Genomic DNA, 14860 nt, shown 5'->3' on the forward strand with positions numbered 1-14860 from the left:
GAGGTTGTGAAATCAGCGGTTGTGAAAAAGCTGTTCTACATCAAGTAATAAGAACAGTCAAACAAAAATAGCTCCTCCTATTTTTCGTTTGGCTGGACTTATTACCGCAGATGCAAGCTTTTGAACACCGTTTATTCGGGAAAGGGTTTGTGACAAAATATGTCACAAACCCTTTTAATCATTTCATAGAAAGGATAAAGAATGCAAAAAAAAATTAGCATCATCACTATATTTTTTATTTGTGTGCTTACTTCATGGGTTATTCAGCATCAAGCTGCTTTATATGAAGTACCTGTCATCGAGATCGAAAAAGTACGAATAAAAGAGGATCATCAATTGATTACAGGAAGACTGATGAACACGGATCAAAAAGGAGAATCGATTTATTTATCGGTTCCTTATCAAAAAAATCAAATAGAAACAGCAAATATAAAAGCGAGACAAATGTATCTAGTCCAAATGCATGGAGATGAATGGCAGCTAGTAGCAAAAAAAAATGATGGCTGGCTTTTCTTCTTCACAAGTATCTTCATTGGCGCCATGTTGCTTATTGGCGGAAAACAGGGTCTATTTGCTTTAGGAAGTCTCATCATCAATATCGTTTTACTTTTACTTTTGTTGCTCATCTTTACTAAAACAGAAGGGATTTCTCTATTAAATATATCTATCCTGTTCGTCGTTATAGGGATGATTATTAGCATATTGGCTTTAGATGGATGGAATAGAAGCAGTATAATCAAAATTTCAGCTGCAGTTACGAGTGTTTTTTTAGCATTTTTTATTTGTCTTTTGACAATGAATCATTGGAAAGACCAAGGACTGCGCTATGAGGAACTGAATTATCTGACACGACCGTATCGTTCTGTTTTTCTTTCTAGCGTACTGATTGGAACAGCTGGAGGAACACTCGATACCGTTATCACAGTCATTGCGACATTAGAAGAATTGACTAAGCGACAACCAGAAATAACAGCGAAACAGTTATGGCTTTCAGGAAGGCAAGTGGGTCGAGATGTGATTGGCTCGATGACCAATATCCTTTTGTTCGTCTATATCAGTGGGTCAGTTCCATCGCTTCTTTTATATTTAGGAAATCAATGGTCGTTCAAAGAAACGATAGAACAGCATTTATCATTGGAATTTTTACGCGTCATTGCTGGCAGCTTAGGAATAGTATTATCGATCCCTATCTCGGTCCTCTTTTTTCTGACTGTAAGGAGGCTGAAACGATGAATGTACTTATTATACTTGTTGGGATTTTAGCAATCAGCGTGCTACTTATTGGCGGTACGCAAGGTATGTATATTCTTTTAGGCTTATTCATCAATTTAGGGATCTTTTTCCTGTTGTTATTCGGTTATCATCAGAAGTGGCCGATACTGGCATTGTCGGTCATAGGATTTTTATTGATTGCTGTGGTTATCTTATTTTTTATCAACGGTTATAATCTAAAAATGCGTGCAGCTTTTGTGAGTATACTGATCTTTTTATTTTGTTTCCTACTATTGCTTCCTATCACTGATTTTTTAGCGATCCAAGGTTTTACATCGGTAGAACTAGAAGAATTATCTGGCTTAGATAAGACTTTAGCGATTGATTTTAGATTACTTACGAGATCGTTGCTTCTGATTAGTCTTAGTGGTGCTGTTTTAGATGCGAGTGTAGCAATTTCTAGTGGGACATTCGAAGTATATCAGGCAAATCCGCAATTATCTTTTTACCAATTGCGCCATTCTAGTTTCGCTATTGCTAAAAAAATATTGGCGTCAACAGTAATGACACTTCTTTTTGCATTCATGGGAAGTTCTTTAGCGTTGATCCTCTGGTTTATTGATTTAGACATTCCTTTTCAGCAAGTGATCAATGAAAAATCATTTGTTCTAGAATATACGATGGCTATTCTTACCACATTGTCCGCACTACTTGTTCTTCCTTTAACCTGCGTGACTACAGCATATCTCTTTACAAAAAAGAAAGAACAACTCAAGATGGAGTAAAAGTTACAACTTAAGTCCTATGACATTTTTACTGAATCAGTGCATAATATGGATGTAAGGAAAAGCTTGCAAACAATTTTGCTTAAGGAGGCAATTTCCATGAAAGAAAGAGAACGTATTTTAGATTTAGTGAAAAAAGGAATCCTTTCGACTGAAGAAGGCTTAGATTTATTAGAAAGCATGGCAACTGAAAAAGACGAAAAGCAAATAAAAAAAGAAGCAGACAAGGTAACTGCTAGTCATAAAGAAAAAGATCAGGCAAGTCAATTGATCGATAAACTTGAAAACGGCGAAGAAGAAATTTCTGAGCCAGTTGATCCAAAGGAAAGAGAAAGACAAGATCAAGAAAACTTAGAAAAGATCTTAGATGAACTAGCAACTGAAGCGAATAAAACTTCGGCGCGTCTAGATGAAGTAAATGCTCAATTCGCTGACAATAAGGCAGCACGCAATGAGAAACAGGAAGCATTGATGCAGCTGAATACAAAAGAAGAATTAGGCGAGTTGACAGAAGAAGAATTAGCACAGCGTCAGACGTTAGAAGCAGAAATCAAAGAATTAGAAGCTAGTGGCGATACACTGTTAGAAGAACAATTGAAATTAGAAGCAGAATTAAAAGATATCCGTAAGAATCAATGGTCTGAGAAAAAAGAAACGTTTACTGATAAGTTTGAATTGCCAGATGATTGGAAAGATCAAGCAACAGATACACTGAATCAAGTAGGCGAAAAAATGTCAGAAGCTGGATCACAGTTAGGCAAATTCTTGAAGAAAACATTCCAAACTGTTTCAGAAACAGTGAATGACAACATGGAATGGAAAGATGTCAGCTTACGTGTCCCTGGGATTGCGACAACGAAATTTGAGCATGAATTTTACTATGAAGCTCCTGCAGCAAGTATCCTTGATATCAAGGCAGCAAACGGAAACGTGACGTTAAAAACGTGGGACAGCAACGATGTGAAAGTTGAAGCTAAGATCAAACTTTACGGAAAAATGGGTGCTGAACCATTTGAAGCATTCTCTGAACGGAGCCAGATTGAGGTTAATGAAGATCATATCTCCTTCCAAATTCCAAATAAACGTGTGCGTGCAGACCTTGTTTTCTACTTACCTAAACGAGTATACGACCACGCAGCTATTAAACTTCTAAATGGCAACATCATGATTGAAACATTGGAAGCTAAAGATATTTATACAAAATCTACGAATGGTAACATCATCGTGGACCAATTAACTGCAACGATGCTGGAAGTAGAAGGTGTAAACGGCAATATCGATATTCGAAACGGGAACATCTTAGATTCTATTATCGAAACAGTAAATGGTACAGTGACATTTGGTGCGACAGCAGAAAACCTTTCTGTGTCTTTAGTAAATGGTGATGTACGTCTTACGATTAAAGAAGATAATTTGAAAAAAGTAGAAGCAAGTTCAGTGAACGGAAATGTCAAAGTCGCTTTACCAGATGGCATCGGTTTGGAAGGACATGCTAAAACAAGTCTTGGAAGTATCAATAGCCGTCTGTCCAATTACGAAGTAGTTCGTGAGAAAAAAGAACGGACAAACCAAATGTTGCAATTCCGTCGTGTTTCAGATGGTGAAATCGCGCAAGTGCAACTTTCAACGACAACAGGAAGTATCTATTTAAAAGATACAGATAAATAAAGAGGTTGTGAAAGAGATGTTCAGCCTTGAGCAATAAGAAGCGATTTTGTAAAATAGCTTCCCCTATTTTACAAAATTGTGCCTTATTGCCGATAGGCTATCTCTTGAACACCGTTTACCAAGAGATTATGAACCTGCCAATTATCGCCGAGTCACAAGGAATAATTTCAGAAAAAGCTCGTCACGTTTTATGAATATGGTAATTTGTGACCGAGAATTTTGCAGAAAGACACCGATTAAGAAGAAGGTTGTCACAACGATTTTCTTCATTTAAAATAGTAGAACAGAGGTGAGACATGATGAAAAAAAAGTTGACAAAATCCAATAAAAATGTTGTTTTGACAGGGACTTTAGCAGGAATAGGAGAATATATCGGGATTGATCCGACTGTTATCCGTGTGCTTTATGTATTCCTGAGCTTAGTTGCTTTTGGAAGTCCAATCATTTTATACATTTTATTAGCTTTGATTATCCCATCTGCGCGTTCTGCACGAACAAACTATGGACATAACAATGCATATTATGAAAAAAACAATTATCGTGAACAAACTCGTGAACAAACAAAAAAACGCAAAGAAGCGGAAAAAATCGATGATGACGAATGGAGTGACTTTTAATGTCGTACTTTCAACGTATTTTAGTTAATACGTTAACATTCATATCATTGGCTGTTCTTTTTCCTGCGATGGTCCATGTGAGCAGTATTTGGACGGCCGTTCTTGCCAGCTTCGTATTGTCTGTGTTGAATATGTTTGTCAAACCGATTTTGACGATACTGTCCCTGCCCTTTACATTAGTCACATTGGGATTGTTTACGTTTGTTATCAATGCAGCGATTCTTAAAATGACCTCCTTTTTTGTGGGAGCAGAACATTTTAGTTTTTCTTCATTCGGTGCAGCGTTGTTAGTAGCTATCTTGATGTCGCTTGTCAATGTAATTGTCAGCGAACATAACAGTAGAAAATAAAAGAAAGCTGTGCCGAACTATCGGCGCAGTTTTTTTATTTAGAATCAGGAATGCGTTTTCTATTACATTGGTAATTAAATAAAAACGTTTTTTTTAATTGGTAGTACTTTTGGCTAGACAATGATAAAATGATAGAGAACACTCTAATAGAAATGAGGTAGCATGAATGTCAGAAGTTGTAAAAGTTAGCCAATTAGTGAAAAAATTATCTTTGGAAATCGTGACAGGCGACGAGAAAAGCTTAGACCGTGTCATCGTAACTGGGGACATCTCACGCCCAGGACTAGAGTTGACTGGTTATTTTAATTATTATTCCCATAATCGTTTACAGCTATTTGGCAGTAAAGAAATCAGTTTTGCGGAACGGATGATCCCAGAAGAGCGTTTGATCATCATGAGAAGATTATGTAGTGAAGATATGCCCGCATTTATTATTTCAAGAGGATTACCGGCTCCAGAAGAAATGATCCAGGCAGCAAATGAAAATGGGATAGCTGTACTGCGTTCTCCCATCTCAACTTCTCGTTTATTAGGAGAATTATCCAGTTATTTAGATGGTCGCCTTGCCCCTCGAACAAGTGTCCACGGTGTTTTAGTGGATGTTTACGGATTAGGTGTACTGATTCAAGGTGACAGTGGGATAGGAAAAAGTGAAACAGCGTTGGAGTTGATCAAACGCGGTCATCGATTGATCGCAGACGATCGAGTAGATGTTTATCAGCAAGATGAATTAACGGTGATCGGAGAACCGCCTAAAATCCTGGAACATCTGATTGAAATCCGAGGAATCGGGATCATTGATGTAATGAATCTTTTTGGTGCGAGTGCGGTACGTGGCTCTATGCAAGTCCAGTTGGCTGTTTATCTGGAAGCATGGGCAAAAGATAAGAAATACGACCGTCTGGGCTCTGAAGACACGACCGTTGAAATCGCGGAAGTGGGCATTCCACAAATAAAAATCCCTGTCAAAACAGGACGAAACGTTGCAATCATCATTGAAGTAGCCGCGATGAATTTCCGTGCACGTACAATGGGCTTTGACGCAACGAAAACATTTGAAGAAAGATTAAGTCGCTTGATTGAAGAAAACTCAGGCAACGACTAGCAAGGAGTGACAATATGTTAGCACAAATCAATCGAGTTGCTTTTGAGCTTGTAGGGATTCCTATCTACTGGTATGCATTGATCATCGTATCAGGTATCATTATCGCCATGTGGCTTAGCAGCAGAGAGGCTGTTCGGGTAGGATTAAAAGCAGATGATGTGACAGATTTTATGTTGTGGGGATTGCCTATCTCCATTATTGGCGCTCGCTTATATTATGTTTTATTTGATCTTCCCCAGTATATAGCTGATCCAATCCAAATATTCAATATCCGTTCAGGAGGCTTAGCTATTTATGGCGGACTGATTGCAGGCGCGATCACGCTGTATTTTTTTACTAAATATCATTTTATTTCTTTGTGGACTTTTTTAGATATCGCTGCACCAAGTGTATTATTAGCACAGGCAATCGGTCGTTGGGGAAATTTCATGAACCACGAAGCATATGGACCAGACACGACGCGAAGCTTCTTAGAAAGTCTGCATTTACCGCAATTCATCATTGATAATATGTATATCGAAGGGATCTATCGTCAACCAACATTTCTTTATGAATCACTTTGGAGTTTGATTGGATTTATTTTGCTTTTGTTTTTACGAAAGAAACCACACCTTTTGAAAAAAGGTGAAGTCCTTTTATGTTATCTAATGTGGTATAGTTTCGGGCGTTTCTTTATTGAAGGATTACGTACAGACAGTCTTTACTTTTTAGGTGTGATCCGTATTTCTCAATTATTATCTGCTGTGTTATTTGTCGGTACATTGATTCTATTTATTTGGCGCAGAAAAAAAGGAAATTTACCGGATTATGACCGCTCATTAGGAAAAAATCAACAAATTATCTGATTTTTAGAGCGTTAAAAATGAAAAAAATTTCAGGAGTGGTAAAATGAATTATAGAGTAGCGGTTTTAGGACCAGGCTCTTGGGGTACTGCTTTGGCACAAGTCCTCGCCGAAAATGGACATGACGTTCGGATTTGGGGACATCGTGCTTCACAAGTAGAAGAAATCAACACCCAACACACGAATCAACGTTATTTACCAGATCATTATCTACCCGATTCCATCCAAGCATTCACCAATATGGAAGATGCAGTAAAAGACGCAGATGCGGTGCTATTCGTCATTCCAACGAAAGCAATACGTTCTGTTGCAAAAGAACTAGTGCCTAAATTGAATACAAAGCCAGTGATCATCCATGCAAGTAAAGGATTAGAACAGGGAACACATAAAAGGATCTCTGACATCTTGTTAGAGGAAATCCCATCAGAAAAAAGAAAAGCTGTTGTTGTTCTTTCTGGACCAAGCCATGCAGAAGAAGTAGCGAAACATGACATCACTACGATCACAGCAGCAAGTACAGATGCAAAAGCAGCAAAATATGTACAAGAGCTGTTCATGAATAATTATTTTCGGATCTATACCAATCCTGATGTGATCGGTGTAGAGATGGGGGCAGCTTTGAAAAATATTATTGCTATTGGTGCTGGCGCTATTCATGGCTTAGGGTTTGGCGATAATGCAAAGGCAGCAATCATGACGCGCGGATTAGCTGAGATCAGCCGTTTAGGTGTAGCAATGGGTGCCAACCCGCTGACCTTTATCGGATTAAGCGGAGTAGGCGATCTAGTCGTTACTTGCACAAGTGTTCATTCTAGGAACTGGCGCGCAGGCAACTTGTTAGGACAAGGGCAGCCCCTAGAAGAGGTGCTAGCCAATATGGGAATGGTCGTTGAAGGTGTGAATACTACCCAAGCAGCGATGGAACTAGCCCAAATGATGGAAATCGAAATGCCCATCACTCAAACAATCTATGAAGTGCTGTATGAACAAAAAGAAATCAAAACAGCCGCAAAAGAAATCATGTTACGTGATGGGAAAAAAGAAAATGAATTCTCATTAACAATTTTTTGAAGGAGCGAATGTATATGAAAGTCAAAAAAGCAGTTATTCCAGCAGCAGGATTAGGAACAAGATTTTTACCAGCAACAAAAGCTATGGCAAAGGAAATGTTGCCAATTGTTGATAAACCAACAATCCAGTTCATCGTTGAAGAAGCGTTGAAATCAGGTATCGAAGACATCTTGATCGTTACAGGAAAAGCTAAACGACCAATCGAAGATCACTTTGATTCAAATATTGAATTAGAAACAAACCTAAGTGAAAAAGGAAAGACCGAATTATTGAAATTAGTAGAAGAAACGACAGATGTCAACTTGCATTTCATCCGTCAATCTCATCCAAAGGGTTTAGGACATGCCGTTCTTCAAGCAAGAGCCTTTATTGGAAATGAACCATTTGTCGTTATGCTAGGCGATGATATCATGGAAGATGAAGTACCATTGACACAGCAATTAATCGATGATTACGAACGTACTCATGCTTCTACGATCGCCGTTATGCAAGTTCCTCATGATGAAACTTCAAAATACGGAATTATCAATCCAGGAGAAGTATTGGAAGATGGGTTATACAATGTCAAAAACTTTGTTGAAAAACCAGATCCAAGCAAAGCACCAAGTGATTTAGCTATTATTGGACGTTACTTATTGACTCCAGAAATTTTTGATGTATTGTCCGAGCAACAACCAGGAGCCGGAAATGAAATCCAACTAACTGACGCAATCGATACATTGAATAAAACACAACGCGTATTTGCCCGTAAATTCACAGGTAAACGTTACGATGTCGGTGACAAATTTGGTTTTATGAAAACAAGCATTGAATATGGTCTAACACATCCAGAAGTAGGTGCACCTTTACGTGAGTACATCCTGTCTTTAGGTAAAACATTAGAAGCAGAAGGAAGCAAGATCGATCATAATCCAAAAGGAATAACAGAAATCAAAGAAGAAAAGAAAAAATAACCCTTTTTTCTAACGAGCTTCAGCTGCTAATTGAATAAAAAGTAGTTGAAGCTCGTTTTTATTTGTTTAAAAAACACGAAAATGCTATCCTTATAGAAAAGAGAGACAAGAAGGGAGTTTGATCATGTCAGGAGGAGAAATTGCAGGATTGATCGCAGCAATCGCCTTTGCGATACTTGTCGTTTTTATCGTTCGTGTGTTGTTGCAAGTTTCTAAAACTTTAGAAAAAGTAGATCAGACTGTAGCAGAAGCAAATACGACGATCGAAATCGTCACAAAAGACGTAGATCTTTTGTCTAGACAAGTAGAAGGCTTGCTGGTCAAAAGTAATGAACTGCTCTTGGATATCAATGGAAAAGTCGCAACGATCGATCCATTGTTCACAGCAGTTGCTGATTTAAGTGAAAGTGTATCAGAACTTAATCATTCTAGTAAAAACATCGCGACGAAAGTCGGCGGAATCGGTAAAACGACAGCTAAAGCGACGGTTGCCGGAAAAGTCGGTGGGACAGCGATGAAATTTTTTAAAAACAAAAAACATACTGAAACGACAGGAGGAAAATAAAAATGGCTAAAAAAGGTGGATTTTTATTAGGTGCAGTAGTCGGAGGAACAGCCGCAGCAATCGCCGCGTTATTGTTAGCACCAAAATCTGGTAAAGAACTTCGGGATGAATTAGCTGCCCAAGCGGATGATTTGATGGATATGGCTTCAGATTACACAGATATGGCGAAAGAAAAATCGACTGAGTTAACAGGTATTGCAAAAGAAAAAGCGCAAGATCTTTCTCAACAAGCAGGTGATCTAGCAGGTAGTGTCAAACAAAAAGTAAGTGAATCAGCAGATGAAGCAGGAAGTGAATCTGACGATATCTTGTTAAATCTTAAAGAACAATCAGCTGATTTATCTAATCGTTTCAAAAAAACGGCAGAAGATATGAAAAAACCTGCAGATGAATTAGGAAGTATTGCTAAAGATACTTCAGAAGATATCATGATTGATGTAAAAGACGCTGCTGGTAAAGCAGGAGATACTGTCAATGAAGGAATGTCAGAAGCAAAACCAGTTGCAGATGACACAAAAGAAATGATGAAAATGGCAAAAGAAGATGCGAAAGAAGCTAAAAAAGAAATAAAAGATACAATGACAGATTCATCTACAAATCACTAAAATCACAAATTTATAGAATAAAAAGGTGGGAGCGGACTAGCTCTCACCTTTTTTACTCTTATTTTTCTAAAACAAGTAATTCTTTTGGTGTAGTCGTGAATGGCACACAGCCATCGCTTGTCACATATACACAGTCTTCGATACGTACCCCTACTTTTTCAGGAATATAGATTCCTGGTTCAAGAGAGAAGCACATCCCTTCTTCGATTACTAAGTCATTTCCTTCTACAAGGGAAGGGAATTCGTGGACGGTTGTTCCGATCCCATGACCTAAACGGTGATTGAAATATTCGCCGTAGCCATAGCTGTTGATCACGTTTCGTGCGATTTGATCAAGTTCACCTGCTGTCACACCTGGACGGACGGCTTCTTGTGCGGCAAGCTGTGCTTCAAGAGTGATGTTGTAGATTTTTACTTGGAAGTCGGTTGGTTTTTGATAAGCAATTGTACGAGTAGCATCACTGCAATAGCCATTCCAAACAACGCCAAGATCGAATAACACAAGTTCATTCGGTGAAATCTTCGTGTTTCCTGGTGTACCATGAGGGCTTGCAGCATTTGCTCCTGCAAGGACTAATGTGTCGAAAGACATTTGTGAAACACCTTGTTTTTTCAATTGGTATTCAATTTCTGCAATGATCGCTTGTTCAGTCACGCCTTCTTTCACTGCTTTAAAGCCAATCTCAAATGCAACATCGGCCCATTTACCAGCTTCGATCAGTTTGTCTTTTTCCTCTAGAGTTTTGATCAGTTGTAGACGTTGGATGATGGAAGTTAGATCAGTGTAAGAATCCGTTCCCGTCAAGATATCAGAGATAGCATCGAAGCGCTCGACAGTCAAGGCGTTCTTTTCAATCCCTACATTGCCAGGCTGACCATAGCGAGCACGAAGTTCTTTTCCGATGATCTCCCAAGGGTTTTCGCTGTCTAAATAGCCACGGACATCATACGCCCAACTACTGTTTTGAGCATCTTCAACTTCCAAAGCAGGAGTGAAAAGGAAAGGATCTTGTTCAAGAGGGATAAAAAGAGCTAGTACACGCTCATGAGGATCACTTTCGTATCCGGAAAAGTAAGCGATGTGGCCAGGGTCGCTGATATAAGCCAATTCGACTTGGTGTTGTGCCATCCATTGACGTAGTTCATTGATTTTTACGTTATTCATTTGGCAACCTACTTTCTAAATTAATTTTGTATTCAATAATTGTACCACTGATTTATTAAAAGACCAACGTTCTAAAAACTGAAAAAAGTAAAAATTTTCATGAAAACAGAGATAAAACGGTTGCAATTCTTGAGATTATTTGATATTCTATTTTAGAAATGTAAGACGTATTTTCAGAAAACATATAAAATATGAATAGGAGAACACAAATGGAAAAGCAAACAATCACTATCTATGATGTAGCGAGAGAGGCAAATGTTTCGATGGCTACTGTTTCACGTGTCGTAAATGGCAATCCAAACGTTAAACCAGCAACAAGAAAAAAAGTCTTGGAAGTTATCGATCGCTTGGATTATCGTCCAAACGCAGTTGCGCGTGGCTTGGCAAGTAAGAAAACAACAACAGTTGGTGTAATCATCCCTGATGTCAGCAATATGTTCTTTGCTTCTTTAGCACGTGGTATCGATGATGTGGCAACAATGTACAAATATAATATTATCTTAGCAAATTCAGATGGTAACGACCAAAAAGAAGTCAATGTATTGAATAACTTACTGGCTAAGCAAGTGGACGGCGTGATCTTCATGGGTCACCATATCACAGACGAAATCCGTGGAGAATTTTCACGTTCAAAAACTCCTGTTGTATTAGCTGGCTCTATTGATCCAGATGAACAAGTAGGTAGCGTAAACATTGATTATGTATCAGCAACAAAAGATGCAGTAAACAAATTGGCAAAAAACGGCAATAAAAAAATCGCTTTTGTCAGTGGTGCGTTGATCGATCCTATCAATGGACAAAATCGTCTGAAAGGCTATAAAGAAGCATTAAGCGAAAATAACCTACCATATAGCGAAGGATTGATCTTTGAAGCACAATACAACTTCAAAGATGGTCTATCTCTAGTCGATCGGATCCATAATAGCGGTGCAACAGCTGTCTATGTTTCAGATGATGAATTAGCCATCGGTATTTTGGATGGTTTATTAGACCGTGGCGTGAAAGTACCGGAAGAATTCGAAATCATCACAAGTAACAATTCACTACTGACAGAAGTAGCTCGTCCTCGTTTAACAAGTATCACACAACCATTATACGATTTAGGGGCGGTATCTATGCGCCTATTGACGAAAATGATGAATAAAGAAGAAGTCGAAGAAAAAACGATTATCTTGCCTTATGGAATCGAAGAAAAAGGATCTACAAAATAATAAAAGGACAACCATTCAGAGGTTGTGAGCCTGCCGTTTAACTCTGCGTTACAAGGAGCAATTTCAAAAAACAGCATTTCATGTTTGATGAATATTGTGACTCGTGATTCGGAGTTGGCAGGAGAACACCGTTTATTCGGGAAAAGGGGTTATGACAAAATTTTGTTATAATCCTTTTTTTGTGTCTTAAAAAAGAGAGAAAGTGATTGAAATTACATTTATCGTATATAAAACAATCCGTGTATAGATGCTGCATTTTGTTCACCACCATCAAAAAAATAAGGGACTGTGACAATACTATTGTCACAATCCCTTATTACTGTGTATTCTATTAAATCAATCATCTTTCTCATCTGATTCTTTGGTTGCTTGATTCGCTCTTGCATAAGCTGAAGCGGTGTTCCAGTAATCTGTATAGTTTTCATCGGTACCACCAACGCCAAATTTAAAGGCGCTTTTCTTCGGTCCATTTTTCGCCCATAGCGATTCAACTGTTTTTCCAGGTGTTTGGATGGATTTTTTATTGACAGTAACTTTTCCAGGTGTTTGACCAGTAAATCCAGATACTTTTTTCTTCATCACATCAGATGATAATTCGAATTTCTCATCAGTGCCAAAAATGTCAGGTTTTGCTTGGTAAGCTTGATTGATCAGATTGGCAAGATAATTAGCCGAACGTATCCTTGCTTTGCTGTCCATTCCAGTATTGTCATCGTGCCCTGCCCAGCTACTGATGGTAATAGACGGAGTAGAGACAATTAGCCATGAATCTCGGTATTCATTGGTAGAACCAGTTTTTCCGACCCAATCTGCTTTTCCTAGATTTCCGTTTAAGCTTGATATGGCATCTTTGAATGGTGTAGTGATTTTTGCATTGATCACACTGCGCATCATGTCATTCATGATCGATGCCGTTGCTTCCGAATAGATCCGGACAGAGTTGCTTTCGTGTTTATAAATTACATTTCCTGCGTTATCTGTGATGGAATCGATGATATAGCCTTCTTCATAGACCCCGCCGTTTGCTAAAGCCTGAAATCCGTTGGTCTGTTGAAGCGTCGTGACATCTACTGTACCTAAAGGAGCAGATTCAACGCCCCAATTGTCATTTGCCGGGTAGTTCATCTTTGCCAAGTAGTGCTCGTAAGCATATTGTTTCGATCCACCGGAATTCAACACATCTTGATATAAGTGATAAGCCGGGATATTGTTGGACCATTCTAGTGACTCACGGACGGTTTGGAAGGTGTTCGATCCTTCGTTAGTAGCATTGACGATTTTCTCGCCAGCATTTTCTCCTTCTTGCCAAGTTGTTGCATAATCTGATACACGGGATTCTGATCCGATAAGCCCCATGTCGATTGCAGGTCCGTAAACAAGAACTGGTTTGATTGATGAGCCAGCTTGACGTTCTGTATCGAAGGCATGGTTATTTTGATTCTGACTGTAATTCCGTCCGCCAACGAATCCGTAGATGCGGCCAGTTCTGTTATCCATCAATACATTTCCGGTTTCTACTTGACTGCCAGCACCATCATCTAACATGTATCCATAATTTTCAACTCCATTTTGCAATGCAGCATAGACATCTTTATCGATTGTCGAATGGATTGTATATCCTTTATTTTGGATCGTTTGCTGTGCCTTTTGATAATAAGCGTCACTGACCGATGAATCAGACATATCAGCGTTGTCTTTTTCAGCCAATTGTTGTGCAATGATTCTTGTTGCTTCATTCATCACAGTATAATACAAGAATTCTCTGTCAGTCTGTTCTGCGATTTGTTGTGGTAGAAAGTCTTTTGTAAGGTCATAGGCTTTTGCTTCTTCGTATTGTTCTTTCGTAATTTGGCCTTCACGATACATACTGAATAAAACAAAATCTTTTCTGGCAAGGCCGGCAGAAAGATCTTCTTTTAGCGCGCCTGTGTTCGTGTATGGACTATACGTGATCGGGCTTTGGGGTAATCCAGCGATGTAAGCAGCTTGCGGCAGAGTAACATCTTTTGCATCTACACCAAAGATTCCTTTTGCAGCTTCCTGGACTCCAGCAATGTTTTGCCCCTTATTATTACGACCAAATGGTGAGACATTCAAATACGTAGCAATGATCTCATCTTTTGAAAAGTATTTTTCTACTTGTGCAGAAAGAATGATCTCGTTTGCTTTACGTTTGAATGTTGTTTCATCTGTAAGGATCTGCTGTTTGACTAATTGCTGTGTCAAAGTTGATCCACCAGAAGAGCCAATACCAGTAGCTTCAGATACTAATGCTCGTAAAACAGCTTTAGGAACGTAACCTTGGTGTTTATCGAAGTATTCATCCTCTGTGCTGATAATTGCAGTTTTCAATAAAGGAGAAATCTTATCAGATGAAATAGTCGTGCGCATCAGATCTGTCTGGATTTTTGATATCTCTGTATTATCTGCATAAACAATCTTTGACGTTTCTGTAATGTTTCCTAGTTCTGTCTGCAGTGCTTTTTTAGTCGGCAATTGTGTGTCTTCGACGAGATAGGCAAAATAGCCAGCGCCTATTCCAATACCTAGAGCTGCGAACATCAAGAGAAGAACAGTAATAAAAACAGTCAATGATTGAAAAACTCTAAAAATAATCTTAGGAACAAACCATTTTTCTTTTTTTCTTCTATTCTGTTTTTTTCGAGTATTTTTGCGTGGCAAAAGGGTCACCTCAACTAATGGTTTTATT

General features: G+C 38.6%; 14 protein-coding genes. 12 read left to right on the top strand and 2 right to left on the bottom strand.

Features of this window, described 5'->3' with window-relative positions; all coding sequences use genetic code 11:
- Positions 1-201 precede the first annotated feature (201 nt).
- The 11 genes from IGL15_RS04640 to IGL15_RS04690 all read left to right on the top strand — a co-directional run bounded on the left by IGL15_RS04640 (position 202) and on the right by IGL15_RS04690 (position 9774).
- Positions 202-1233, top strand: coding sequence for a YibE/F family protein (locus tag IGL15_RS04640; RefSeq protein ID WP_002317876.1), 1032 nt, complete (start codon positions 202-204; stop codon positions 1231-1233).
- The gene (locus IGL15_RS04645; protein WP_002294975.1) at positions 1230-1997 is read left to right on the top strand and encodes a YibE/F family protein; all 768 of its coding nucleotides are present in this window, start codon (positions 1230-1232) and stop codon (positions 1995-1997) included. Before IGL15_RS04640 ends, IGL15_RS04645 begins: the two co-directional genes overlap by 4 nt.
- A 99-nt stretch (positions 1998-2096) precedes the next feature.
- Positions 2097-3665 (top strand): daptomycin-sensing surface protein LiaX, encoded by a 1569-nt coding sequence (gene liaX / locus IGL15_RS04650; protein ID WP_002289495.1) that lies wholly within the window; start codon positions 2097-2099, stop codon positions 3663-3665.
- 296 nt (positions 3666-3961) lie between these two features.
- Complete coding sequence (locus IGL15_RS04655) at positions 3962-4282, top strand: PspC domain-containing protein (RefSeq protein ID WP_002294972.1); 321 nt, start codon at positions 3962-3964, stop codon at positions 4280-4282.
- Positions 4282-4632 (top strand): phage holin family protein, encoded by a 351-nt coding sequence (locus tag IGL15_RS04660; RefSeq protein ID WP_002289566.1) that lies wholly within the window; start codon positions 4282-4284, stop codon positions 4630-4632. Before IGL15_RS04655 ends, IGL15_RS04660 begins: the two co-directional genes overlap by 1 nt.
- 166 nt (positions 4633-4798) lie before the next feature.
- Positions 4799-5737, top strand: coding sequence for an HPr(Ser) kinase/phosphatase (gene hprK / locus IGL15_RS04665; RefSeq protein ID WP_002289568.1), 939 nt, complete (start codon positions 4799-4801; stop codon positions 5735-5737).
- A gap of 14 nt (positions 5738-5751) precedes the next feature.
- The gene (gene lgt / locus IGL15_RS04670) at positions 5752-6582 is read left to right on the top strand and encodes a prolipoprotein diacylglyceryl transferase (RefSeq protein WP_002289570.1); all 831 of its coding nucleotides are present in this window, start codon (positions 5752-5754) and stop codon (positions 6580-6582) included.
- A 43-nt stretch (positions 6583-6625) separates the two neighbouring features.
- Entirely contained in the window at positions 6626-7651 is a 1026-nt protein-coding gene (locus tag IGL15_RS04675; RefSeq protein WP_104765248.1) for an NAD(P)H-dependent glycerol-3-phosphate dehydrogenase, read from the top strand.
- Positions 7652-7665: 14 nt separating this feature from the next.
- Positions 7666-8604: a UTP--glucose-1-phosphate uridylyltransferase GalU gene (gene galU / locus IGL15_RS04680; protein WP_002289574.1), complete on the top strand. Its 939-nt coding sequence runs from the start codon at positions 7666-7668 to the stop codon at positions 8602-8604.
- Positions 8605-8728: 124 nt separating this feature from the next.
- The gene (locus IGL15_RS04685; protein ID WP_002289575.1) at positions 8729-9169 is read left to right on the top strand and encodes a DUF948 domain-containing protein; all 441 of its coding nucleotides are present in this window, start codon (positions 8729-8731) and stop codon (positions 9167-9169) included.
- A 2-nt stretch (positions 9170-9171) separates the two neighbouring features.
- Positions 9172-9774 carry a YtxH domain-containing protein gene (locus IGL15_RS04690; RefSeq protein ID WP_002294968.1) on the top strand — a complete coding sequence of 201 codons (603 nt, stop codon included), beginning with the start codon at positions 9172-9174 and terminating at the stop codon, positions 9772-9774.
- Between the two features lie 58 nt (positions 9775-9832).
- Here IGL15_RS04690 and IGL15_RS04695 read toward each other — a convergent pair whose 3' ends face one another.
- Positions 9833-10939, bottom strand: a complete 1107-nt coding sequence (locus IGL15_RS04695; RefSeq protein WP_104765247.1) for an aminopeptidase P family protein — start codon at positions 10937-10939, stop codon at positions 9833-9835.
- Positions 10940-11148: 209 nt separating this feature from the next.
- Here IGL15_RS04695 and ccpA point away from each other — a divergent pair, with 209 nt between their 5' ends.
- Positions 11149-12150: a catabolite control protein A gene (ccpA, locus tag IGL15_RS04700; protein WP_002299439.1), complete on the top strand. Its 1002-nt coding sequence runs from the start codon at positions 11149-11151 to the stop codon at positions 12148-12150.
- A gap of 336 nt (positions 12151-12486) precedes the next feature.
- Here ccpA and IGL15_RS04705 read toward each other — a convergent pair whose 3' ends face one another.
- Complete coding sequence (locus IGL15_RS04705) at positions 12487-14832, bottom strand: transglycosylase domain-containing protein (RefSeq protein ID WP_002296135.1); 2346 nt, start codon at positions 14830-14832, stop codon at positions 12487-12489.
- Positions 14833-14860: the final 28 nt, after the last annotated feature.

It is taken from the genome of Enterococcus sp. DIV0436a (assembly GCF_051711605.1).
Classification (GTDB): domain Bacteria; phylum Bacillota; class Bacilli; order Lactobacillales; family Enterococcaceae; genus Enterococcus_B; species Enterococcus_B faecium.